Here is a 22,585-nt window from a genome sequence, read left to right as displayed (position 1 = left end):
ATAAACAAAATTTTTATCAAATTATCTCATACAAACTTTTCTTTTTTCAAAAAAACATTGTTGTATAATCTATAAATCAAAAATGAAAAAATGGAGAAAAAATGGGCGTTTTACGTTTTCTTAATGCCGGAGAATCCCATGGACCTGCTTTAACAGCTATTATTGAAGGAATTCCATCAAATCTGGAAATTTCCCATGAATACATAAATAAAGAACTTGCCAGAAGGCAGCAAGGTTACGGTCGTGGCGGCCGTATGAAAATAGAAAAGGATAAAGTAGAAATTCTTTCAGGGGTTAGATTCGGTAAGACCCTCGGTTCTCCAATTACATTAATGGTCAGAAATAAAGATTGGGAAAACTGGACAGATATAATGGCCGTAGAAGGTCAGCCTGTTGATAAAAGAAAAATAACAAATCCTCGTCCCGGGCATGCTGACCTTGTAGGCGGAATAAAGTATGGTTTTGATGATTTAAGAAATGTTCTTGAAAGGGCAAGTGCGCGGGAAACAACAACACGGGTGGCAGTTGGAGCTGTTTGTAAAAGGCTACTTGAGGATATAGGTATAAAAATAGGTAGTTATGTAGTAAGTATCGGTGAGCTTTCGGTAAAAGAGCTAATACAAGACATTCCCCTTGAAGAAAGATTTAAGTTGGCTGAAGAATCTGTGGTTAGAACACCGGTTCCTTCTGAAGATGAAAAATTCAAAAAACTGATTGATATGGCAAAGGAAGAAGGAGAAAGCTTAGGTGGTGTTTTTGAGGTTTTTGCCACTGGTGTTCCAATAGGGCTTGGCTCATATGTTCAATGGGATAGTAGACTTGATGGAAGGATTGCTCAAGCTTTTATGAGCATTCAGGCCATAAAAGGCGTTGAGATAGGCGAAGGTTTTGAACTGGCAAAAAAATTTGGCTCACAGGCTCATGATGAAATATTCTGGGATAAAGAAAGGGGTTTCTATCATAAAACAAACAGAGCCGGTGGAATAGAAGGTGGTGTGACAAATGGAGAGCCCATCATAGTAAGGGCAGCAATGAAACCTATCCCAACACTAATGAGAAAGAAATCTTTACATTCGGTAAATATAGAAACAAAACAGCCTTTTGATGCAGCAAAGGAACGTTCTGATGTAACCGCTGTTCCTGCTGCAGCTGTAGTAGGTGAAGCAATGCTTGCAATCGTTCTGGCACAGGCTGTTCTGGAGAAATTCGGCAATGATAACTGGATAGAAATAAAAGGAAGAATAAAAGAGTATATTCAATACACAAAACGATTTTAGTGGACACTGACTAACAAATTTTGTTATAATATTCGGAGTTTGTGAAATCACACTAAACATTACGGAGGCTGCATTGGAAGGGCTCTATACCGGTCATATAGTAATGGCTTTACTTGTTCTGATAGTAATTCCTATTGTATTTATGATATTTGCTAAAAAACCTTCTTTGATACCCACTCCGGTTCAAAACCTGTTTGAAGTCTATATTGAGTTTGTTGATAACATGCTCAAAGAACAGATGGGTAAAGAAGGAAGGAAATTCTTTCCTCTTGTTGCAGGACTGGGATTGTTCATATTTTTCGGTAATCTGATGGGAATGATACCTGGCCTTGAGTCCTACACTGCAAATATGAATACCACACTTGGTCTTGCGTTAATGGTGTTTTTCCTTTACAACTTTATAGGCTTCAAAAAACACGGAGTTAAGTATATAAAGCATTTTATGGGGCCAATTCCTGTAGCTGCTCCAATATTTTTTATAATAGAAATAATTTCCCACATAAGCAGACCTATTACACTTGCTTTACGTTTATTTGCAAATATGACAGGTGGTGAGCTTATTACAGTAGTTATGATTTTACTTATTCCACTGCTTGTTCCATTACCAATAATGGTTGTTCACCTGATAGCAGTATTTCTGCAAACTTACGTATTTATGATACTTACAACTGTTTATATAGCTGGAGCACTTGTTGAGGAAGCACATTAAGGAGAGGTAGATGGAGATTAAAAAAATATTAGCCTGTGTGGATTTATCACCTGCATCAATAAAAGGACTTGAATGGGCAGTAGAACTTGCAAGGAAATTTGATGCAGAACTTGTTATATATCATGAACTTGAAGATGTTTACACAATGATAAAAACAAGTGCATCTTTTGGAATGCCAGCTGCACCGGATTTAGAGGCAAAATCAACTCAAAATGTAAAAGATAAGCTTGAACCACTGGTAAAAGAAACAGGTGTAAATTACAGATTTCTAATAGAAGCAAAAGGTAAAACTATAGACAGATTACCTGTGGTGGTTGATGAAGAAAAGCCTGAGCTTACAGTTATTCCTGTAGATTATGAAAGGGATATTCCAAAAATAAACTCGCAAGTATTGGTGATAAAATAAAAAATTACATAAGGAGGTTTTTACAGTAATGAAGAAATACTCAACGGCACTCTTAATGCTATTCATGGTTGCAGGTGCACTTACAGCTGCTTTTGCAGGGGATGGTTCTGATGCACTGGCAAAAGCTGTATTTTACGGAGGAGTTGCTATCGGTGCTGGTGTTGCAATTGGTGCTGCAGCTGGTGGTGGTGCTGCTGGTCTCGGTAATGCAGTAAGAGGTGTTCTTGAAGGAATGGCAAGAAACCCAAATATGGGTGGAAAACTCTTAACAACAATGTTTATTGGTATGGCTCTTATTGAAACATTCGTTCTTTATGGACTGCTTATTGCAATTATCTTTATCTTCACAGGAATATTCGACGCTAAGTTTTTAGGACACTAACAGATTTTAAATAAAAGTTAATATCTTTAAGAGCGTGCATATATTTATGTGCGCTCTTTTATTTTTTATAAGGAGGTAATAAAATGTCAGGAAAAATACAAAACAGGATTTCAAATAAGAAAAGAAAGAGAACTTCTGGATTTTTAGCAAGAAAAAGAACAAAATCCGGAAGAAAAATCTTAGCAAGAAGAAGAGCTAAAGGAAGGAAAAGACTGGCCGCTTAATGCTGAAAACTCTAAAAAGTTCAGAGATTAAATCTATTCTAAAGGAAGGCCGGTCTTTTAAAACACCTCACTTAATCGTTGTTTATCGGAAAAACAATCTGGGGTCTCCCAGATTTGCTTTTGTTGTCTCAAGGAGATTTTCCAAAAAAGCAGTGGTTCGCAACAGAGTAAAAAGAATTATAAAAGAAGCAATAAGGCTAAGTAATGAACTTTTGGAAAAATTAAGCTATGATATTGTTTTGATTCCTAAAAAAGATATTTACATGAAAAAAATGACAGACCTGCTTCAAGATATTCAGGAAATTAAGAGAGTTTTAGAAAACAATGTTTAAAAAATTTGTTATAAAATTTTTAAAGGGATATCAAAAATTTATTTCCCCGATTTATCCGCCTTCTTGTAGGTATTATCCTACCTGTTCCCAGTATAGTATAGAGGCTGTAGAAAAATACGGAGTGGTAAAGGGGCTTTTAAAGGCTATCTGGCGGGTACTGAGATGTAATCCTTTTGCAAAAGGTGGAATAGATAAACCATAAAGAGAGGTTGTCCATGGATAACAATCAACAGGATATGCAAAAAAGGGTATTTATATTCTTTGCTGTGGTGGCTGTGTTAATGATAGGTTATTCTATTTTTGCATCACTTTTTCTGCCTGATAAGAAAAAACAGGAACCCCAGCAAGTTGCACAAAAAACAGAAATTGCTCAGAAAACAGAGGCATCTCAAAAAACGCAAGCAACACAAGAACCACAGCCAAAACAGGAAGCAGCAGTTATATACTCTACTGGAGGAACATTTAATCTTTTACTGGATAGCAGAAGATTCAGAGCAGATGACCTGAAAAATTTAGTAACTTTAAAAACCGAGTTTGGAACAGTTAAATTCTCTAAAATAGGTGGAAGAGTAGTATCAATCTATATTGACAGATATAAAACGGATGTTATAGGTAGTTTCTCAAAACAAAATAAGATTTTCCCTACTGAAATAATAACCACAGACCCACAAATAACAGCTTTAATAAACTTTTCCGAATATCAGGTTTCCCAAAATGGAAATAAATTAGTCTTCACCCTGAAAAAAAATGGGATAAAAGTAATTAAAGAATTTATCCTTGATAAAGCAGTATTTACCGTAAATATTAAAACTGAAGGTCTTGATAAATATGGATTGGCTGTTATAGATGGTGTTGCCCTTGATAAAATTCCCGGTAGATCTTACGGCCATTACGGTCCTGTAGTAAAAACAGCAGATAAATTAATGCAATTAGATGCTGATATAGAAAAAGAACAGATCATTAGAGGCAAAATCCTCTGGGCTGGTGAAGAAAATAAATATTTCATTCAAATGATAGCAAATAAAGATGGATTTTCTGCCGTTCATATAATCCCTGTATCAAAAGATAAGACAATTGTTTTATCTGAAATAAATAATGGGGTTAATGGTTTTTTCTTAGGAGGACCTAAACTCTATTCGCTGTTAAAAGAACTTACAGAAAAATATCAAAAAGAATGGGGTGTTAACTTAGCCCTTCAGGATACTATAAGTTTTGGAATATTTGGTATTTTAGGAAAACCATTATTTATAGTGCTTCACTTTTTCTACAGTTTTACACATAATTGGGGAGTTGCCATTATACTCCTTACAATTCTTATAAGAATTATTTTCTTCCCACTGAACCACAAAAGCTTAAAAGCAATGAAAAAAATGTCTGATCTTGCCCCAGAGATTAAGAAGTTACAGCAGAAGTATAAAGACAATCCGGAAAAACTCCAGCAGGAAATGATGAAACTGTATGCAGAACACGGGGCAAATCCAATGTCAGGATGTCTGCCTATACTGGTTCAGATACCTGTTTTCATAGCCCTTTATAATGTGTTAATGGTAACGGTTGAACTGAAAAATGCTCCTTTTATCCTCTGGATTACAGACCTGTCATCTAAAGACCCATATTATATACTTCCAATTCTGATGGGACTTTCTATGGTTGCCCAGCAGTGGATAACACCTTCCTCAGATAAAAATCAAAAAATGATTATGTATATAATGGCTATTGTATTTACATTTATGTTTATGAATTTCCCATCAGGACTTGTTTTATACTGGCTTACGAATAATATATTAGGGTTACTACAAAGTTATATAATCAACAAAAAATTAGGAAGATATGAGAAGAAGCCAGCTAAATAATGTATGAAAAAGATACTATCGTAGCCAATGCAACACCGCTTATCCCTTCCGCAGTTGGAATAATCAGGATAAGCGGTGAAAAAGCTTTTGATATCGGAAAAAAACTTTTCCCTTTAAAAAAAGAACCTCAAGAAAGAAAAGTTTATTTTGGAAATATAGTAGATAGAAAAGGACACATAATAGATGAGGGGCTTATTGTGTTTTTTAAAGCCCCTAAAAGTTTCACAGGTGAAGATGTAGTTGAGATATATCCACACGGTAGCGTCCCTGTGATAAAAAAAATAATATCTGAAGCTATTGCCCTTGGAGCCAGAATGGCACAGCCTGGTGAATTTACCAAAAGGGCGTTTTTTAACGGCAAAATTGATTTAACCCAGGCTGAAGCTATAGCTGACCTGATTGAAGCAAAAACGGAGAAGGCATCACAAGCAGCTGTCCATTTACTTGAGGGTAAACTTTCAAATCAGGTTAAACAGCTTAGAAATTCTTTGCTTGAAATAGTTTCTCTAATAGAGGCTGAACTAAATTTCCCTGAAGATGTAGAAGAAATTGATTTTGATATGGTTAAACAGACCTTAAAAAAGGTTATATCCCAGATAGAAAAATTAATGACCACATATAAAAAAGGCGAGCTTATTAGAGAAGGTATAAAACTGGCAATAGTTGGAAGACCAAATGTTGGGAAATCCTCACTATTTAATGCACTGGTGGGATATGAAAGGGCAATAGTCTCAGAATATCAGGGAACAACAAGGGATTTCATTGAGGAAAGCTTTTCTATTCAGGGTATCCCTGTAAAACTTCTTGATACGGCAGGTATTAGGGAAACTCAGGACAAAATAGAAAAAATAGGAATAGAAAAAGCCCTTGAAAAAATTCAGGAAGCGGATATAGTTTTATTTGTCTTTGATGCTTCCGAAGGTGTAACAGAAGAAGACCTGAAGATTTACCAGCTTGTAAAAAACAAAAATCCTATAATAGTAGCTAATAAATCAGACTTAATACTTGATAAAAATTCTCAAAAGTATTATTTTAAGGATATAATCTTTGTAAGTAGTAAAACCCAGGAAAATCTGAATAAATTAGAGGAAAAAATCCTACAAACACTTAATTTAATTGAAGACAGTGATACAGATATTTATATTAATCTAAGACATTATGAAGCGCTCAAGAAAGCAAAACAAATCATTCAAGAGGTTCTAAACAATATTGAAAATTATAAAGACCATAAAGAAATCCTTATGCTTGAACTTACGGAAGCAGAAAAGCATCTTGAAGAAATAACAGGAGAAATAACCACAGAAGATGTTCTTGGAAACATTTTCAGTAAATTCTGTATAGGAAAATAAAGAAAACAAAAGGAGGTTTAGATATACCATGGCAACTCAAACATTGTCAGTTGAAGAACTGAAAAGGATGACATTACAGGAACTTCAAAAACTTGGTAAAGAAGTTGGTCTTCAAAGAACAACAGGATTAAAAAAAGCTGAGCTTATAGCAAGAATATTAGAGAAAAAAGCCCAGGAAGAAGGGCTTGATTTTATAAGGGGAGTCCTTGAAGTCTTACCTGAAGGATATGGTTTTATAAGGTCAATTGAAAATAACTATGCTCCCCACTCTACAGATATATATGTATCCCCATCCCAAATTAAAAAATTTGGTCTTAGAACAGGGGATTATATTATCGGAATAGCAAGACAGCCAAAGGATAATGAAAAATACAGAGCTCTGATAAAGATAGAGGCTGTTAATACAATTGAACCTGAACTTGCAAAGAAAAGACCAAGATTTGATAGCCTTACACCATACCACCCAACAGAAAGATTTAACCTTGAGTATGACCCTTCAGACCTTTCCACAAGGATTGTTAGCCTTATAACTCCTATAGGTAAAGGACAAAGGGGTCTGATAGTTGCTCCGCCAAAAGCTGGTAAAACAGTTTTAATCCAGAGACTTGCAAAAGCTTTAATTAAAAATCATCCGGAAACACATCTGATTATCCTGCTTATAGACGAAAGGCCGGAAGAAGTTACCGAGATGAGAAGGATTGTTGGAGAAGGTGCTGAGGTTGTAGCTTCAACATTCGATGAACCCCCTGAAAGACATATGCATGTTGCAGAGCTTATTGTTGAAAGGGCAAAAAGACTTGTTGAACTTGGACAGGATGTTGTTATTCTACTCGACTCAATGACAAGGCTTGCAAGGGCTTCAAACGCTATTACTCCACCTTCAGGAAGGGTTTTATCCGGTGGTCTCGAAGCTACAGCACTACAAAGACCTAAAAAATTCTTTGGTGCAGCAAGGAATATAGAAGAAGGCGGAAGTTTAACAATTCTGGCTACTGCACTTGTGGAAACAGGTTCAAAGATGGATGATGTTATATTTGAAGAATTTAAAGGAACAGGTAATATGGAACTTTACCTTGACAGGAGATTAATGGAAAGAAGAATATTCCCTGCTATAAATATTCCAAAATCTGGAACAAGAAAAGAAGAACTTCTGCTGGAAGATTGGGAACTGCAAAGGCTCTGGATTCTCAGAAAGTTCTTATCTACAATGGATGAAGTTGAGGCTATGGAGTTCCTACTTAGCAAATTATCTAAATTTAAAACAAATGAAGAATTCCTTAAATCTATGAATACTTGATAAAGCTTTTATTAAAAGCTAAAATATTAGTTTGCCTGATTTTTTCACTGGAATATATTTAAAGGAGGTATTAAATTGAAAAAAGATATTCATCCGGAGCTTAAATTAACACATTTTGTATGCGGTTGTGGAAATGAGTTTGATTTACTTTCAACAAAGGGTGGAGTTGTTCACCTTGAGGTATGTAACCAATGCCACCCATTTTATACAGGAAAACTGAAAATAAAGCCATTCTTCCTTGAAATAAAAGGAGCAGCAGCACAAGAAAGTAAGTAATGCTGAATGAATACATTTTAGAAAAACTTGATAAGATAGAGGATAAACTTAAGAAATTAGAAGCGGAGCTTTCTAATCCTGAGGTCTTAAAAGACCAGAAAAAGCTCCAGCAAGTAGCAAAAGAACATAAAGAAACTGAACATCTTTATAATCTTTACAAAGAATACAAAAAAGTAGAACAGGATATAAAAGAAACAAAATCTCTATTAAACAGTCCAGATGAAGAAATGAGGGCTCTGGCAGAGGATGAACTCCAGAGCCTTCAAAAAAGAAAAGAGGAACTGGAAAAAGAAATTCAACTGGAACTTTTACCTAAAGACCCTAATGATGATAAAAACGTTATCCTTGAAATAAGACAAGGGGCAGGTGGTGAAGAGGCTGCACTGTTTGCTGCTGAACTTTTTAGAATGTATCAGAGATACGCAGAAAGAAAAGGCTGGAAAGTAGAAGTTTTATCAATACATCCTACAGATAGGGGTGGAATAAAAGAAGTAATAGCCCTTATAAAAGGTAAAGGTGCCTATTCAAGACTGAAATATGAAAGTGGAGTTCATAGAGTTCAAAGGGTTCCTGAAACTGAAAGCTCAGGTAGAATTCATACATCAACTGTAACAGTAGCAGTTCTTCCGGAAGCTGAAGAGGTTGATGTTGAGATTAAACCTGAAGAGCTAAAAATAGAAACAATGAGAGCCTCAGGAGCAGGTGGACAGCATGTTAACACAACAGACTCTGCTGTGAGAATAACACACCTGCCAACAGGTATTGTTGTTAGCTGTCAGGATGAAAGGTCACAGCTTCAGAACAGAGCAAAAGCAATGCAAATTCTGAGGGCAAGACTTAAAGATTATTACGATAGACTTGAAAGGGAAAAAATAGAAAAGGAAAGAAGGTCACAGGTTGGAACAGGGGATAGATCAGAAAAAATTAGAACATATAACTTCCCACAAAATAGAGTAACAGACCACAGGATAGGATATACATCCCACAGGATACATGAGATACTTGACGGTGATCTTGATGAGATTATAGATAGATTAATAGCCAAAGAACAGGAAGAAAAACTCCTTGCCATCAAAGATAATTAAGCGCCCGTAGCTCAATTGGATAGAGCACGTGACTACGGATCACGAGGTTGCAGGTTCGACTCCTGCCGGGCGCGCCATCATTAAAATTCCTTTTCAATACTAATGGTGTATCTCCTATCAACACCTGAATATAGTCCTTCTCCCCTATAATAAGCAAAAAACACTTTTTCCCCTTTATTTAAAAGATTTTCACCTTTTATCTTAAAAGTCCATCCTGATTTTAGATGATAAGAGATGCCTGCACTCAGATCGTAAGAATCAGGAATTCTTGTCTTATGAACTTTTATACTCTTTTTATACAGAAATGTCAGGAAATATTTCCAGTTATCCTTTTTCCCTATCCATATCAGGTTTGCACCTGTTTTAGGAGAATAATAGCCAAGTTTGTTTTTATTTAAAGTCCACAGATATCCCCTCAGTTCGTTATTTGTAAATTTTTGTTGATACTCTATTACATAGATAAAACCATGTTCTTTTACAGGAATATTAGCATAACCATTAATATTTGGATTAAATATTATTGGATTTTTTAGTTCTAATTTTCTGATATGAAAGGATAATCTTTTCTTTTCATCAGGTATATAGTCTGTGGAAAGGACATAGGAAGTTATTCTGTAAGGCTTAAGTTTATGGTTTGGTGAGTTCTCAACATTTAGCATTGAAGGCGGTATGTATATATTAAAATTAATCAATTTAAATAGAAATTTACCCACTTTATATGAAATTCCAACCTTCCAGTTTTCATCAAGATGGTCTTCATTCTTGTTCCAGTCATACTTTTCAAACTTTAAGCTCAAATATCCTGTAAGACTTTTATTAAACCTGTATTGGTCTTCTGCAAATATTGAGTAAATATGAATATATTTTATGTAAAAGGGTTTTACATTTTGTCTGAATGCAGTTCTGTATCGTATATTTTCACTGTTATGTTGAAAATAATTTCTTAAATCAAATCCTATAAAAAGTTCATTTTTCTTTGAATGAAATCTTTTTCGTGTAGAAAAGATAATTTTTTTGAAATCTCTCCTATCATATACATAAACCGGATATCCCAGCGATCTATTGTATGCATAGGATATATTGAGATAGTTGTTATTTTTTTCTTCTGCTTTTCTCCTTTGCTGGTCATAGGAAATTAAAAATTCAAGGGATTTATCGGATAATGTTTTTAGTTTTGCAGATATAAACATATCTGTTGAGTTTATATACCCATATTCAGGTGAAAAATCAAATGAAAAACCACCCCATATTCCCCTGTGAACCTTTGAACCGGAAAACTGGAGACTGAAATCTTTGTATTTCATTTTAAAATAGGCATGTATTCTTTCTTGATTTCTATCTAAATCATTTCCATTAAAATGAAACTTACTAAACTTTTTTTCTCCCTTACTTAGCATTACAAAGTAAGATAGATCTGCAGACAACTGTCTTGCATCTGAGAAAACCACATTATAGCTTTTTTTATTATCGTATAATCCCTGAATGAAAGATAGATTTTCTTTATCAGGCTCTTTGGTATATAGCTTTATAATAAGGGGACCATTTTCAGATGATAATTTCGTATTAAGCCCGGCATAATATACCTTCACAAAATCAACATTTGCGAGAGGATATTCATCATAGGTAAGAAATGGGCTTAAACTGTGTATTGAGCTTACTTCATGGTCGTCTATGAAAAGTCGTATATAACTGGGGATGTTTATTTTGAGGCCGGCCATATTTAAACTTTCTATTCCAAACCGGTTTGGAAGGTATGATGTATGGGGAAGTAATCTTAAAAGGTCTGCAAGGGTATTTGCCTGCAGTGCTTCAATTTCATCCCTTGTAAAAATATAAACCGGCCCTAAAGTTTTGTCTTCCGTTTCCTGTATTCTAAGGGCTTTATACCTATTTAAAAGCTCTGCAAGTTCTTCCTGCGCCTGAGCCTCAAAAAACAGTAGCGATATACATATACTTATTAGATATTTTCTCATTACCTAAATAGCAAAAAAATTTTAATAACCATATTTTAAAATATTTTTCGGATAATACGAACTGGTGTATAATAGATATATAGAAAATGGGGTCGTAGCTCAGCAGGGAGAGCGTCGCCTCGGCATGGCGAAGGTCGCGGGTTCGAATCCCGCCGACTCCACCATTAATTATTTCTGAATATATTTTTTCTCAAGTTTATCAATCAAAAATGCCAGTAATATGAAAGTCATACCAAGAGCAATAGCCACAATCAGTTTTGCGAGTCCTTCAAGTCCAAGTAAATCAAGTATTGATGGATTTCCAAATGTTGGTCCATGTAAGAAAGAATGATGATAAACAGGATATATAACCGTAAATATAACACCGCCGATTATTCCGGATATAATACCGAGAAGTGCATCCATTCTACCTTCACCAACAGCTTCAGGCATACTTCCCGGACAGTATCCAACTATTACCATTCCAACACCGAATATTAGACCACCAAGAGCAACACCTACAGGATAAAGGGGCTTTATATGAAAATCTATAATCCCAAAATAATTAAGTGTGTATAAAGCAATAGCTCCAAATCCCATTGCCACAAGAAGAGCTTTTGGAATAGTCAAATCCTTTAATAAAAATGCACCTATAACCTTAGACAATCTATCAAGAAATCCAAGCTGCATTATAGCTCCAAAAATCATTCCCAGTATAAAAACCTTAATCATCTGAATACCTCCTTCTGTAAATCAGATGTGCTGTAATTAAACCACCTGCAAAGGCAAAAATTCCAAAAAGTAATGAACTTGCTGCCAGCTGCATTCCACCGCTGAACATATGCCCTGATGTGCAGCCACCGGCCATTCTCGCACCAAAGATCAATAAAAATCCTCCTAAAAATGCAAAGGCTATTCTGGATTTTGTTCCAAGTTTCAATCTTTTTTCCCAGTAAACAGGTGTAAATGTAAATCTAAAAGTCCTTGTGATTAATGAAGTTATTATTGCACCGATAAATCCACCAGCAAGGAACCATACTTCCCATCTCCCGGCTTTTTCTATCTCAGGGAGATATTCGTTGTTAATCACAGGTAAAATCAGATTTCCAACATAAGGAAATGCTGTAGAAGCACCTATCGGCCTGTGTTCAACAATAAAAACAATAATGTTTATTGTTGCAAGTGCCAGGCCTGCCCAAAACCAATTAAGAATAGGTTTTTCTCTCAATTTGAACCTCCACGGTTAGTTTTCATTAACTACATTAACATACTGATAAAAAAAAGATTTTTTAGTTTTTAAATAGGCTAATTTGTAAATTCAAATCTGATATAATCTAAGAAAAAACGGAGGTTTCCTTATAAATGAGAGCATCCCAGTTTTTCATGCCTACACTAAAAGAAGCACCGTCAGAAGCAGAAGTTCCAAGTCATATATATCTTGTCAGGGCAGGATTTATAAGACAGCTTGCTGCAGGTCTATATGAATATCTACCTTTAGGATTTAAAGTTCTTAAAAAAATAGAAGGCATAATCAGAAAATATATGGATGAGGCAGGAGCCCTTGAGGTTCTATTGCCAATATTAACCCCTGCAGAACTATGGCAAGAAACAGGTAGATGGGATGTTTACGGTAAGGAGCTTTTCAGGGTGGAAGACAGAAAAGGTAGAATGTTTGCCTTAGGGCCAACACATGAAGAGACAATAACAGACCTTGTCAGAAAAAATATCCGTTCTTATAAAGACTTACCTAAAAATTTCTACCAGATACAGACAAAATTCAGAGATGAAGCAAGGCCAAGATACGGTCTTATCAGAGGTAGAGAATTTATTATGAAGGATGCTTATTCCTTTGATGTATCAGAGGAAATGGCCATTAAATCCTATGAAATAATGAAAGAAACTTATAAAAAGATATTTGATGAGCTAGGACTTGATTATTTGATGGTTGAGGCTGACACAGGAGCTATAGGTGGTAAATTTTCCCATGAATTTGTTGTAAAAGTTCCAAACGGTGAAGCCCATATTGTTTACTGTGAAAAATGCGGATATGCCGCAAATGTAGAAGCTGCAAAGTATGAGTTTGAGCTGGATAAACTTCCTCCTGAAGAAGAAAAACCTCTGGAAAAGGTTCATACTCCCGGTGTTTCATCAGTTGAAGAAGTGGCTGAGTTTTTAGGGGTAAGCCCTAAAAAAATTGTAAAAACACTGGTATATATCCTTGATGATGGTTCTGCTGTTGCTGTTGTTATAAGGGGAGACAGAGAGTTAAACGAAACAAAACTTGCCAATTATTTCAATGTGATAGATACAAGACTCGCAACATCTGAGGAATTGGAAAAACTCGGAATAGTTGAAGGATTTGTAGGACCTATAGGAATAGATATCCCTGTTTATGCAGATATGTCCGTAAAAGACCTTCATAATTTTGTGGTTGGAGCAAATGAAAAGGATTATCACTATATAAATGTTAATATTCCAAGGGATTTTAAGCCTGTTGAGTTCGTTGATTTTTCAACTGCAAGGGAAGGAGACCCTTGTCCTGTATGTAAATCACCTTTAAAAGAGACAACAGGACTGGAAGTCGGTCATATCTTCCTTCTTGGGACAAAATACTCAGAGGCAATGAAAGCATATTTTGTGGATAAAGACGGCAGAGAAAAACCAATAATAATGGGCTGTTACGGTATAGGTGTAAGTAGATTAATGGCAGCTGCCGTTGAACAGAACCATGATGAAAACGGAATAATATGGCCGGAAAATATTGCGCCTTTCAAACTCCAGATACTTGCCCTTAATGTAAAAGATAGCCAGATTAAAGATATAGCAGAAAATATTTACCAGAAGGCAAAAGAAAAAGGGATAGAAGTTCTTTATGATGACAGGGATATGTCCCCAGGGGCAAAATTTAAAGATGCTGACCTGATAGGAATTCCTTACAGAATAGTTGTAGGTAAAAAAGTAAAAGAAAACAAAGTTGAAATTCAAAAAAGAGCCACAGGGGAAAAACAGGAGATAGAGATAAACAAAATTGATGAATTTTTAGAAGATCTCAGGTGAATTATGGAAGATTTTATTTATCAGCTTGCCAAAGAGCTGCTTACCCATTTAAGTTTAAAAGAATTATTAATCAGTATCTCAGACAAAATAAAAGATTACATAGGGGCCGAAAGGGCCTCTTTATTTATATATGACCCTGAGGATAATACCCTTAATTCTGTAGTTTTACTGGCAGATAAAGGCACTTACAAACGGGTTGAAATCCCCGTTTCCAAGGATAGTATAGCAGGGTATACAGCAATAACACGCAAAATTCTAAATATAAAAGATGTTCACAACCTAAAGGAGCTAATGTCACTGGATAAAGAGCTTAGATACCATAGCCACTGGCTTTATATTCCCGGAATGAAAACAAAATCAATGCTTTCTGTGCCTATAACAAAAGATGGGAAACTTCTGGGGGTTTTTCAGGCTATTAATAAGGAGCCTTATTTTTCCAAAGAAGATGAGGAAATTCTGAAAAAACTATCACCACTGATTGCACTGGCAATAGATAGAGCTATATCCCTTGGTAATTTAGAGATGATAAGAAGTATAGAAAAGACAATACTGGATAATGTCCTTGAAAGTATAGTTCTAATTAGTCCTGATATGAAGATAAAAGAAATGAACACTTCTTTTTTGGAAATGATAGGTTTTAGATTTTCTGAAGAGGAAATTAAAGACAAAAGCATATTTGAGGTTATACCTGCCCTTGAAAAATTCAAAAACAGAATAGATTTTGCAATGGAAAATATGATTTCAGAAGAAATAAATATGGAACTGCTAAAAGTAAAAATAGTTCCAATTCAGTGGGAGTGTATTTATAAAAAGAATGTTAATTATCTGGCATTAATTTTTAAATATCCCAACGGGTGAAGATGAAGGTAAAAATAAAAAGAGCAGCTCCGGAAAAAAGCTTTATAGACCTAATTATTGAGAGGTTAGGACTTACTCCGGAAGAAATCAGAGAATACCAATTAAAAGCAAAAGCAGAGAAGAAAAGTCTCCTTCAGATGCTTGTCCAGCAAGGATATTCTGAGGAAGAAATTGCAAAGATAAAAGCAGAATACTTCGGATATAAATTTGATAAGCTTACAAACTACATTCCACCTGAAGATATAGTAAATATATTCAGCAAAGAGTTCCTTAAGGAAAGGCTTGTTTTACCCCTTAGCTATGAAGGGGGTATTCTTAAAATAGCGATGGTAGAGCCTACAGATGTTGTCAGTATCAATGAAGTTGTTGAGAGGTTGAGGAAACATGGCAAAGAAATAGTTGAGGTTGATATTGTTGTTACTACAAAAAAACAGATTATTGAAAAAATAGACCTGATTTTTGAAGAAAAGAAAAAGGTTGAGGAACTTCTGAATGTTCTTGAAATAGAAAAAGAAGATATATCTGAAGAAATATCAAAAGAAGAAACAATAACCGAAAAATCCTCACCAATTATAATGCTAGCAAATAAAATAATTGAGGATGCATATAAAAAAAATGCTTCTGATATTCATATTCAACCTACAGAGAGGAACTCTATTGTAAGACTGAGAATAGATGGAGACCTTACAGATTATCTGATATTGCCTAAGTATGCCCATGAGCCTCTAATTACAAGATACAAAATAATGTCAAATATGAAAATTGATGAAAAAAGGGTTCCACAGGATGCCCGTATAAATTTTGAGAGATATAATCCGGAGATAAAACTGGATTTAAGGGTTTCAACTGTGCCTACTATTTATGGTGAAGACCTTGTTATGAGGCTTCTTTTAAAGGAAGGGGCCATTTTAGACCTTGAAAAGCTTGGTTTTTCTGAGGAGCATCTTGCCCTTTATAGAGAAGCCATAAGGAAACCTTACGGAATTATTCTTCACGTGGGTCCTACAGGCTCAGGTAAAACAACTACCCTTTACTCAGCATTAAAAGAGATAGATACCCCTGAGAAAAAAATTATAACCGTTGAAGACCCTGTTGAGTATACCCTCGGCGGTTCAATTGTTCAGACCAGCATTAACCCATCTGCAGGTTACACATTTGCAAAAGCAATTAAAGCATTTTTGAGACATGACCCTGATGTTATGCTGGTAGGGGAAATCAGGGATATAGAGACTGCAAGAATAGCTGTTGAAGCATCTCTGACCGGACATTTGGTTTTCTCTACCTTACACACCAATGATGCAGTTTCAACAATAACAAGGCTTGAGGAAATGGGAATAGAAAGCTATTTATTGGCAGACTCCCTTCTTCTTATATGTGCCCAGCGTCTTGTCAAAAAAATATGTTACAACTGTAAAACAGAATATAAACCTTCCAAAAAAGAGGAAATAATTATAAAAAATGCAGGATTTGATATTACAGAGGAAACAAAAGTTTACAAAGGTATGGGTTGTAAAGTATGCAATTTCACAGGATATAAAGGAAGAACAGGAATACATGAACTACTTAAGGTTGATGAAGATATAAAGCAAATGCTGATTGAAAAAAGATCTACAGAAGAAATTAAAAGGGTTGCACTGGAAAAAGGAATGAAAACTCTCAGACAGGATGCTGTAATGAAAGCCCTGAAAGGTATAACCACAATAGATGAAGTAATCAGAGTGACTTTAGAATAAAATAAATTCCAAAAACAGTTATACTCAAAGATACCAGTTCCTTAAATCTCTGGGTTGAAAGCTTTCCAGTTAAATAATCCCCCAGATAAGCACCGATAACAACACCTGCCAGCCCGGGAACGACAATTTCCCAGTTAAATAGACTCCTTAGTTCTGGAGACAGCAGATAAAATATAATCCTTTCCACATTCAAAATGGCAAACACAAAGGAGATGATAAACTTAAAATCATTTTTATTATGGATTGTCTGATTTAAATAAAGGGCATACAGAGGTCCAGCACCACCGATAAGTCCTGATATAATACCGCCAAAGGTTCCTGTAAATACACCAAAAATAGTTTTATGTTTGCTGTGAATAAAAATTTTTTTCTTCTGGGAATAAAAATCATAAATTCCTGTCAAAGCAATAACAATACCGAAGATTAACTCTACATCCTTTGGATTTAACCTTTCCAGTAAAAAACTTCCTATACCTGCACCGATAAAAGAAAAAACAGACAAAATGAAAATTTCTTTCAGGAAAAAATTCCTTCTGTAATTTTTCCAGCTGAGATAAACTGTGCCTGTAAGGGCAATAATAGAAAGGGATACAACAACCTCTTTGGCATTAAAAAAGAAAAGTAAAATAGCGGTGGATATAATCCCGGAGCCAAGTCCTATGAGCCCCTGAACTATCCATCCGATTAAAACTGATAAAAAGGCTATCATTTATACATTAAATCTGAAATGTATTACATCCCCATCCTGAACAACATAGTCTTTACCTTCAATCCTGAGAAGACCCTGTTCCTTTGCTTTTTGAAGTGAGCCAACTTTTATAAGATCATCGTAGTTTATAACCTCTGCAGCAATAAATCCCCTTTCAAAATCAGAATGTATTTCTCCTGCTGCCTGTGGTGCTTTTGTGCCCCTTTTGATAGTCCATGCCCTTGCTTCTTTTTCACCGGCTGTAAAATACGTAATTAAATCAAGCAAGTTATACCCTGTTCTTATCATTTTGTTCAGTCCCGGTTCCTCAAGGCCATAGGCCTCTAAAAGCTCTTTTCTCTCTTCCTTTGGAATTTCTATAAGTTCCTGTTCAACCTTTCCGCATAAAACAACCACAGGTGCATTTTCCTCTTTTGCTTTCTCTTTTATCGCCTGAACATGTGGATTTCCTTCCCCATCAGGAAGGTCTTCCTCATTTATATTTGCAACATACATAATTGGCTTTATTGTAAGAGGGAATAATGTTTTTCTCAGATATTCCAGCTCTTCCTCTTCAAACTGGTCTAAATGGGTTCTTAGAGGTTTTAACTCTTCAAGGATTTTTCTTGCTTTTTCCAGAACCTGAACTTCAAATTTGGCCTCTTTATTACCTGATTTGGCAGGTTTTGATACCTTTTCAAGTCTTCTTTCAACTGTTTGAAGGTCTGCCAGTATTAACTCTGTTTCAATAATTTCTGCGTCTCTTACAGGATTTACGGAGCCTTCAACATGAACAACGTCGCTATCCTCAAAACATCTAACAACATGAGCTATCGCTGATACATTTCTTATATTTGCAAGAAACTGGTTTCCAAGCCCTTCCCCCTTACTTGCACCTTTAACAAGTCCAGCAATATCAACAAACTCAATTGTTGCAGGGACTATTCTCTGGGAGTTTTCTAATTCTGCCAGTTTATACAACCTTTCATCTGGAACATTAACTATTCCAACATTTGGGTCTATTGTGCAGAATGGATAGTTTGCCACTCCTGCCTTTGCTGTTTCTGTTAATGCATTAAAAATTGTTGATTTTCCAACATTAGGAAGTCCCACAATACCTACATTAAGTTTCATTTTACCTCCAGTAAATATTTTTTCAGGAATTATAGGAATTTATTAGGATTTTTCAAACTGTTTCAACAGGCTGTTCTTCAGATTGTTCCTGTGTTTCTTCTGCAAAAATCTTTTTTAATCTATTATATGCATCATTTTTATTGTTAAACAGTGCAACTCTTCTCTCATCAGGCTTTTCGTAAATAACCTTTACCTGATATTTTCTAACAGGTTTCACAACAAGGTCAAATTTTAATCCGTCTTTATAACCGCTTACCCATATTTCATTGGTTTTTTCATATATAAAAAAGTCATATCCTTTTTCTTCTGATATTTTCTTTAGAAAATCATATATCCTTTTCATCCTCTTTCTCCTGTTTTAATGCAGGTCTTAAACGGATATAAACAAGAAATATCATTGTTGCAAGATAAAGCACAAACATCAATATAATAATCCATTTCATATCAATAACCCTGCTTTTTGTCAGACAATATATAATATTGCAAAAATAGATAAGAGGCAAAATATGAGGAAGTTCTTAACAGTAGAAAATTTAACCGTTTTAGGAATAGTTCTGGGAATTATTGCAGGCATATATATTCCGGAACTTATGCTAAATTTAAAGGTTATAGGTGATGTTTTCCTTAATCTTTTAAAGATGATTGTTATTCCCCTTATTTTTGTATCTATCTTTATAAGTATTGCTTCCCTTTCTTCGTCTGAAGATTTAAAAGACCTTGGGATAAAAGCATTTTTGTATTATGTATCTACAACAGCGCTGGCTGTTTTAACAGGAATTATCATAACGAATATTATCCATTTTGATGTTTCTAATATTTCCCAGTCATCAGAAACTATAAAGGTAAATCATTTTACATGGGAGAGCTTTATAAACAACCTGATACCTTCTAATATCTTTAAAAGTTTTGCAGAAGGAAAAGCCATCCATGTGATTATATTCTCTATTTTATTCGCCATAGCTGTTGTGGGACTTGCCAATAGAAAAAAAGAAATCATAGTCAAATTTTTTGACGGGGCAAATGATGCATTTTTAAAAATTGCCAGATGGATTATAGCCCTTTCTCCTGTGGGTGTATTTGCTTTAATCGGATATGTGGTGGCTGATAAAGGGATAGGAGTGATTATTTCCTTGTGGCAATATGTTGTTGTTGTTTTGATAGGTATATTTATACATGCAGTTATAAATCTGGGGCTGATTGCTTATATATTTGGTAAGGTAAATCCATTTAAATATTTTAAACAGGTTAGGGAAGCTCTACTGATTGCATTTTCTACCTGTTCTTCATCTGCCACTTTACCTGTTTCTTTGGAGGTGGCAACAGAAAAGGCAAAGATCGATAAAAAAATTGCCGGATTTATTCTTCCCCTTGGTGCAACAGTCAATATGGATGGAACAGCTTTATATGAAGCTGTAGCGGCTGTTTTTATAGCATCTGTTTATGGAATTGAGCTTTCTTTATTTCAGCAAGTTTTGATATTTATAACAGCTACCCTTGCAGCAATAGGAGCGGCAAGTATCCCTTCTGCAGGTCTTGTTACTATGACACTGGTATTTTCTGCAGTTGGACTACCACTTGAAGGAATAGCACTTATAATAGCTGTTGACAGATTTCTGGATATGTTCAGAACGGCAACAAATGTATGGGGAGATTTGATAGGGGCAAAAGTTGTGGCGAGGTTTATGAATAAATGATAAAGGCTTTATTCCCCGTTTTGCTATATTTTTCTGCAGGTTATCTGTCCAGAAAGTTTAGGCTATTTGATGAAAATGCCTCACAGGTTTTAATTAAATTTATTATCTATATTTCCTTCCCGGCTCTTGTTATTTATAATGTGTATTTTCTAAAATTCCAGTGGTCGTTTTTATGGGTGTTATTGTCAGGCTGGGGGGTAATTTTATTTTCAATTCTTATTTCCTTTTTGATTGGTAAAGCCCTTAAACTTAATAAGCCTACCCTTGCTTCCTTTATTATGGTGTCAACCTTTGGAAATACATCTTTCTTAGGATTTCCTTATCAGATGGCTTTTTTAGGGGAAGAAGGCCTCAGATATGCCGTAGTTTTTGACCAGTTCTCCTCATTTTTGCCGGTATCTTTGATATCTCCTTTTATACTGGCTTATGGACAGGATAAAGGAGATTTTTCTGTGGATATAAAGAGGATAATCACCTTCCCGCCTTTTATAGCGATAATATTTGCATTTTTTATTAAAAATTTTTATATACCGGATTTTGTTTTGGATAGCCTGAAGATGATAGGCATGACGGTTATTCCCCTTGCCCTATTTTCTGTAGGGATAAACCTTAAATTTTCCAGTGTAAAGGAAAGGATAAGGGATATTTCAATTGTGATTTTTATAAAGATGATACTTGTTCCGGTTCTATTTGTGCTGTTTCTCCATTTAATAGGTGTAACTATAAATACCCAGTGGCAGTCTGCCGTTATAGAGATAGCAATGCCTCCTATGGTTCTTGCTTCTATTTTTGTGATTGGGGCAGGTCTTGACAAAGACCTTGCAGTTTCTGCAGTCGGGGTGGGGATACTGGCAAGTTTTATAACCGTTCCCTTTGTTTTTTATCTACTTAAAGTCTTATAATAGAAGTCATGATTTATCTGGATAGCGCAGCAACAACACCGGTTTTTGAGGAGATTATAAATAACCAGAGCAAATGGATTAAGGAGTATTTTGCCAATCCAAACTCTCTTCATCCTGACGGTCAAAAAAGCAGAATTGCCCTTGAAGAAGCAAGAAGATATTTTGCCGGTCTAATAGACTGTTTAGATGAGGAAGAAGTTATATTTACTTCCTGTGCTACGGAGAGTAATAACACCATAATAAAAGGATTGGCTGAAAGCAATCCGGAGAAAAAACATATCGTAATTTCCCCTATAGAACATAAATCTGTCCTGATGCCAGTAAAATATCTGGCAAAAAAGGGATATAAAGTAGATTTCCTGAAAATTGATAGTCAGGGGAAGATAGATTTAGACCATCTTAAGAAAATAATAAATCCGAAAACCCTTTTTGTCGGAACAATCCATGTTAACAACGAAACAGGAGTTATTCAGGATATAGCTGAGATAGGAAAAATATGCAGAGAAAAAGAAGTTCCATTTTTTTCTGACATTGTCCAGAGTTTCGGAAAAATAGATATTCCCTTTAAATATCTGGATTTCTTTTCTGTTTCAGGCCATAAAATTAATGCACCTAAAGGTATTGGTTTACTGAAAATAAATAAAAACATTGATATAACCCCTTTACTTCACGGGGGTGGTCAGGAAAATGGCTTTCGTTCAGGGACGGAAAATGTTGTTGAGGCTATAGCTTTAAAAGAGGCTACACAAAATTGGATAGAAAATAAAAAAAATCTATGGGAAAAGTTTAAAAAGCTGGAAAAATTACTAATAAATGGTCTCAGAGAAAATATCCCTGAAATAAAAGTGGTTTCTGAAAATAACAAAGTTCCGTATATAACCACCGTTTTATTTCCCGAGGTTACAGGTCAAGAAATGGTTGTGGCTTTAGGCAGAAAAGGTATAGATGTATCCTCTGGTTCTGCCTGTTCGACAGGTAGTCCAATGCCATCACATGTTTTGCTTGCCTATGGTTTTTCTGAAAAAGATGCCCTGTCTGGAGTGAGATTTTCTTTTGGTTTTTATACAGAGGAAGAAGAAATTATTAAAGCAATTTCTGCTGTTGTTGAAACATACAAAAAATTAAAACTTTTTAGCTCTTTTTCTTAAGGTATTCAAGTATTTTTTCTGCTACTTTTTCTGGTGGAACATTATACTGGCCTTTTTCAATCATTTCTTTAATCCTTTCAATCTTCTGTCTTCTCAATTTTTTCTCCTCTGAAAGATATTTTTCTATTTTTTGAATATCCTCTTCCTTCAGATTTCCTAATTTTTCTTCTATCAATTTCCTTAATTTTTTTTCATCCACTTCCTTCTTCCTTCTGCTTAATCTTTTCGG

25 protein-coding genes and 2 tRNA genes are annotated in these 22,585 nt (G+C 35.1%); 20 read left to right on the top strand and 7 right to left on the bottom strand.

The window, feature by feature from the left end; genetic code table 11:
• Positions 1-101: 101 nt before the first annotated feature.
• The 13 genes from aroC (at position 102) to MVE07_RS02010 (ending at position 9,267) form a co-directional block, all read left to right on the top strand.
• Positions 102-1,277 (top strand): chorismate synthase, encoded by a 1,176-nt coding sequence (gene aroC / locus MVE07_RS02070; RefSeq protein WP_297453285.1) that lies wholly within the window; start codon positions 102-104, stop codon positions 1,275-1,277.
• Between the two features lie 73 nt (positions 1,278-1,350).
• Positions 1,351-1,986, top strand: a complete 636-nt coding sequence (atpB, locus tag MVE07_RS02065; RefSeq protein ID WP_297453283.1) for a F0F1 ATP synthase subunit A — start codon at positions 1,351-1,353, stop codon at positions 1,984-1,986.
• 10 nt (positions 1,987-1,996) lie between these two features.
• Complete coding sequence (locus tag MVE07_RS02060) at positions 1,997-2,392, top strand: universal stress protein (RefSeq protein WP_297453281.1); 396 nt, start codon at positions 1,997-1,999, stop codon at positions 2,390-2,392.
• 28 nt (positions 2,393-2,420) lie between these two features.
• On the top strand, positions 2,421-2,774 hold the full coding sequence (locus tag MVE07_RS02055; RefSeq protein WP_297453279.1) for an ATP synthase F0 subunit C: 354 nt from the start codon (positions 2,421-2,423) through the stop codon (positions 2,772-2,774).
• An 83-nt stretch (positions 2,775-2,857) separates the two neighbouring features.
• Positions 2,858-2,998, top strand: a complete 141-nt coding sequence (gene rpmH, locus MVE07_RS02050; protein WP_029520426.1) for a 50S ribosomal protein L34 — start codon at positions 2,858-2,860, stop codon at positions 2,996-2,998.
• On the top strand, positions 2,998-3,330 hold the full coding sequence (rnpA, locus tag MVE07_RS02045; RefSeq protein WP_297453277.1) for a ribonuclease P protein component: 333 nt from the start codon (positions 2,998-3,000) through the stop codon (positions 3,328-3,330). The genes rpmH and rnpA overlap by 1 nt, the downstream gene beginning before the upstream one ends.
• Positions 3,323-3,532: a membrane protein insertion efficiency factor YidD gene (gene yidD, locus MVE07_RS02040; RefSeq protein ID WP_297453275.1), complete on the top strand. Its 210-nt coding sequence runs from the start codon at positions 3,323-3,325 to the stop codon at positions 3,530-3,532. Before rnpA ends, yidD begins: the two co-directional genes overlap by 8 nt.
• A 13-nt stretch (positions 3,533-3,545) precedes the next feature.
• A complete protein-coding gene (yidC, locus tag MVE07_RS02035; RefSeq protein ID WP_297453273.1) occupies positions 3,546-5,183 on the top strand; it encodes a membrane protein insertase YidC in 1,638 nt (545 codons plus the stop codon).
• On the top strand, positions 5,183-6,532 hold the full coding sequence (gene mnmE, locus MVE07_RS02030) for a tRNA uridine-5-carboxymethylaminomethyl(34) synthesis GTPase MnmE (RefSeq protein ID WP_297453271.1): 1,350 nt from the start codon (positions 5,183-5,185) through the stop codon (positions 6,530-6,532). Before yidC ends, mnmE begins: the two co-directional genes overlap by 1 nt.
• 28 nt (positions 6,533-6,560) lie before the next feature.
• Positions 6,561-7,829 carry a transcription termination factor Rho gene (rho, locus tag MVE07_RS02025; protein ID WP_345781537.1) on the top strand — a complete coding sequence of 423 codons (1,269 nt, stop codon included), beginning with the start codon at positions 6,561-6,563 and terminating at the stop codon, positions 7,827-7,829.
• Between the two features lie 75 nt (positions 7,830-7,904).
• On the top strand, positions 7,905-8,105 hold the full coding sequence (gene rpmE / locus MVE07_RS02020) for a 50S ribosomal protein L31 (protein WP_297453269.1): 201 nt from the start codon (positions 7,905-7,907) through the stop codon (positions 8,103-8,105).
• On the top strand, positions 8,105-9,190 hold the full coding sequence (gene prfA, locus MVE07_RS02015) for a peptide chain release factor 1 (protein ID WP_297453267.1): 1,086 nt from the start codon (positions 8,105-8,107) through the stop codon (positions 9,188-9,190). Before rpmE ends, prfA begins: the two co-directional genes overlap by 1 nt.
• Positions 9,191-9,267 (top strand) — tRNA-Arg (locus MVE07_RS02010). It abuts the gene before it with no gap.
• Positions 9,268-9,270: 3 nt separating this feature from the next.
• On the opposite strand, the gene MVE07_RS02005 is transcribed toward MVE07_RS02010, so the two are convergent.
• Positions 9,271-11,163: a TonB-dependent receptor gene (locus MVE07_RS02005; RefSeq protein ID WP_297453265.1), complete on the bottom strand. Its 1,893-nt coding sequence runs from the start codon at positions 11,161-11,163 to the stop codon at positions 9,271-9,273.
• Positions 11,164-11,251: 88 nt separating this feature from the next.
• On the opposite strand from MVE07_RS02005, the gene MVE07_RS02000 reads away from it, so the two are divergent.
• Positions 11,252-11,327: transfer RNA gene (locus MVE07_RS02000), tRNA-Ala, on the top strand.
• Between the two features lie 4 nt (positions 11,328-11,331).
• On the opposite strand, the gene MVE07_RS01995 is transcribed toward MVE07_RS02000, so the two are convergent.
• Complete coding sequence (locus MVE07_RS01995) at positions 11,332-11,874, bottom strand: YeeE/YedE thiosulfate transporter family protein (protein WP_297453263.1); 543 nt, start codon at positions 11,872-11,874, stop codon at positions 11,332-11,334.
• Positions 11,867-12,370 carry a YeeE/YedE thiosulfate transporter family protein gene (locus MVE07_RS01990; RefSeq protein WP_297453261.1) on the bottom strand — a complete coding sequence of 168 codons (504 nt, stop codon included), beginning with the start codon at positions 12,368-12,370 and terminating at the stop codon, positions 11,867-11,869. The genes MVE07_RS01995 and MVE07_RS01990 overlap by 8 nt, the downstream gene beginning before the upstream one ends.
• Before the next feature lie 134 nt (positions 12,371-12,504).
• Here MVE07_RS01990 and MVE07_RS01985 point away from each other — a divergent pair, with 134 nt between their 5' ends.
• Genes MVE07_RS01985 through MVE07_RS01975 form a run of 3 tightly spaced genes read left to right on the top strand, consistent with a single transcriptional unit; the run spans position 12,505 to position 16,790 of the window.
• Positions 12,505-14,199 (top strand): proline--tRNA ligase, encoded by a 1,695-nt coding sequence (locus MVE07_RS01985; protein WP_297453259.1) that lies wholly within the window; start codon positions 12,505-12,507, stop codon positions 14,197-14,199.
• A 3-nt stretch (positions 14,200-14,202) separates the two neighbouring features.
• Positions 14,203-15,057: a GAF domain-containing protein gene (locus MVE07_RS01980; protein ID WP_297453257.1), complete on the top strand. Its 855-nt coding sequence runs from the start codon at positions 14,203-14,205 to the stop codon at positions 15,055-15,057.
• A 2-nt stretch (positions 15,058-15,059) separates the two neighbouring features.
• Positions 15,060-16,790: a GspE/PulE family protein gene (locus tag MVE07_RS01975; RefSeq protein WP_297453254.1), complete on the top strand. Its 1,731-nt coding sequence runs from the start codon at positions 15,060-15,062 to the stop codon at positions 16,788-16,790.
• Here MVE07_RS01975 and MVE07_RS01970 read toward each other — a convergent pair.
• The 3 genes from MVE07_RS01970 to MVE07_RS01960 are packed head-to-tail and all read right to left on the bottom strand — an operon-like array spanning position 16,771 to position 18,955.
• Positions 16,771-17,499: a sulfite exporter TauE/SafE family protein gene (locus tag MVE07_RS01970; RefSeq protein ID WP_297453252.1), complete on the bottom strand. Its 729-nt coding sequence runs from the start codon at positions 17,497-17,499 to the stop codon at positions 16,771-16,773. The two genes, MVE07_RS01975 and MVE07_RS01970, sit on opposite strands and share 20 nt — an antisense overlap.
• On the bottom strand, positions 17,500-18,612 hold the full coding sequence (ychF, locus tag MVE07_RS01965) for a redox-regulated ATPase YchF (RefSeq protein WP_297453250.1): 1,113 nt from the start codon (positions 18,610-18,612) through the stop codon (positions 17,500-17,502).
• 52 nt (positions 18,613-18,664) lie between these two features.
• On the bottom strand, positions 18,665-18,955 hold the full coding sequence (locus tag MVE07_RS01960) for a hypothetical protein (RefSeq protein ID WP_297453248.1): 291 nt from the start codon (positions 18,953-18,955) through the stop codon (positions 18,665-18,667).
• A 163-nt stretch (positions 18,956-19,118) separates the two neighbouring features.
• On the opposite strand from MVE07_RS01960, the gene MVE07_RS01955 reads away from it, so the two are divergent.
• The 3 genes from MVE07_RS01955 to MVE07_RS01945 are packed head-to-tail and all read left to right on the top strand — an operon-like array spanning position 19,119 to position 22,356.
• Complete coding sequence (locus tag MVE07_RS01955; protein ID WP_297453246.1) at positions 19,119-20,306, top strand: dicarboxylate/amino acid:cation symporter; 1,188 nt, start codon at positions 19,119-19,121, stop codon at positions 20,304-20,306.
• Positions 20,303-21,208 (top strand): AEC family transporter, encoded by a 906-nt coding sequence (locus tag MVE07_RS01950; protein WP_297453244.1) that lies wholly within the window; start codon positions 20,303-20,305, stop codon positions 21,206-21,208. The genes MVE07_RS01955 and MVE07_RS01950 overlap by 4 nt, the downstream gene beginning before the upstream one ends.
• A gap of 8 nt (positions 21,209-21,216) precedes the next feature.
• Positions 21,217-22,356, top strand: coding sequence for a cysteine desulfurase family protein (locus MVE07_RS01945; protein WP_297453243.1), 1,140 nt, complete (start codon positions 21,217-21,219; stop codon positions 22,354-22,356).
• Here MVE07_RS01945 and MVE07_RS01940 read toward each other — a convergent pair.
• On the bottom strand, positions 22,340-22,555 hold the full coding sequence (locus MVE07_RS01940) for a flagellar biosynthesis anti-sigma factor FlgM (protein WP_297453241.1): 216 nt from the start codon (positions 22,553-22,555) through the stop codon (positions 22,340-22,342). The two genes, MVE07_RS01945 and MVE07_RS01940, sit on opposite strands and share 17 nt — an antisense overlap.
• Between the last annotated feature and the right edge of the window lie 30 nt (positions 22,556-22,585).

The organism is Persephonella sp. (genome assembly GCF_027023985.1).
GTDB lineage: Bacteria > Aquificota > Aquificia > Aquificales > Hydrogenothermaceae > Persephonella_A.
Note: the sequence above shows the minus strand (reverse complement) of the source record. Positions and strands in the feature narration are given on the sequence as shown.

Excerpts from the sequence above, each read along its gene's own strand:
- aroC (WP_297453285.1), top strand. The coding sequence starts at position 102 with ATGGGCGTTTTACGTTTTCTTAATGCCGGAGAATCCCATGGACCTGCT.
- MVE07_RS02060 (WP_297453281.1), top strand. The coding sequence starts at position 1,997 with ATGGAGATTAAAAAAATATTAGCCTGTGTGGATTTATCACCTGCATCA.
- MVE07_RS02055 (WP_297453279.1), top strand. The coding sequence starts at position 2,421 with ATGAAGAAATACTCAACGGCACTCTTAATGCTATTCATGGTTGCAGGT.
- rpmH (WP_029520426.1), top strand. The coding sequence starts at position 2,858 with ATGTCAGGAAAAATACAAAACAGGATTTCAAATAAGAAAAGAAAGAGA.
- rnpA (WP_297453277.1), top strand. The coding sequence starts at position 2,998 with ATGCTGAAAACTCTAAAAAGTTCAGAGATTAAATCTATTCTAAAGGAA.
- yidD (WP_297453275.1), top strand. The coding sequence starts at position 3,323 with ATGTTTAAAAAATTTGTTATAAAATTTTTAAAGGGATATCAAAAATTT.
- yidC (WP_297453273.1), top strand. The coding sequence starts at position 3,546 with ATGGATAACAATCAACAGGATATGCAAAAAAGGGTATTTATATTCTTT.
- mnmE (WP_297453271.1), top strand. The coding sequence starts at position 5,183 with ATGTATGAAAAAGATACTATCGTAGCCAATGCAACACCGCTTATCCCT.
- rho (WP_345781537.1), top strand. The coding sequence starts at position 6,561 with ATGGCAACTCAAACATTGTCAGTTGAAGAACTGAAAAGGATGACATTA.
- prfA (WP_297453267.1), top strand. The coding sequence starts at position 8,105 with ATGCTGAATGAATACATTTTAGAAAAACTTGATAAGATAGAGGATAAA.
- MVE07_RS02005 (WP_297453265.1), bottom strand. The coding sequence starts at position 11,163 with ATGAGAAAATATCTAATAAGTATATGTATATCGCTACTGTTTTTTGAG.
- MVE07_RS01995 (WP_297453263.1), bottom strand. The coding sequence starts at position 11,874 with ATGATTAAGGTTTTTATACTGGGAATGATTTTTGGAGCTATAATGCAG.
- MVE07_RS01985 (WP_297453259.1), top strand. The coding sequence starts at position 12,505 with ATGAGAGCATCCCAGTTTTTCATGCCTACACTAAAAGAAGCACCGTCA.
- MVE07_RS01980 (WP_297453257.1), top strand. The coding sequence starts at position 14,203 with ATGGAAGATTTTATTTATCAGCTTGCCAAAGAGCTGCTTACCCATTTA.
- MVE07_RS01975 (WP_297453254.1), top strand. The coding sequence starts at position 15,060 with ATGAAGGTAAAAATAAAAAGAGCAGCTCCGGAAAAAAGCTTTATAGAC.
- MVE07_RS01970 (WP_297453252.1), bottom strand. The coding sequence starts at position 17,499 with ATGATAGCCTTTTTATCAGTTTTAATCGGATGGATAGTTCAGGGGCTC.
- ychF (WP_297453250.1), bottom strand. The coding sequence starts at position 18,612 with ATGAAACTTAATGTAGGTATTGTGGGACTTCCTAATGTTGGAAAATCA.
- MVE07_RS01960 (WP_297453248.1), bottom strand. The coding sequence starts at position 18,955 with ATGAAAAGGATATATGATTTTCTAAAGAAAATATCAGAAGAAAAAGGA.
- MVE07_RS01955 (WP_297453246.1), top strand. The coding sequence starts at position 19,119 with ATGAGGAAGTTCTTAACAGTAGAAAATTTAACCGTTTTAGGAATAGTT.
- MVE07_RS01950 (WP_297453244.1), top strand. The coding sequence starts at position 20,303 with ATGATAAAGGCTTTATTCCCCGTTTTGCTATATTTTTCTGCAGGTTAT.
- MVE07_RS01945 (WP_297453243.1), top strand. The coding sequence starts at position 21,217 with ATGATTTATCTGGATAGCGCAGCAACAACACCGGTTTTTGAGGAGATT.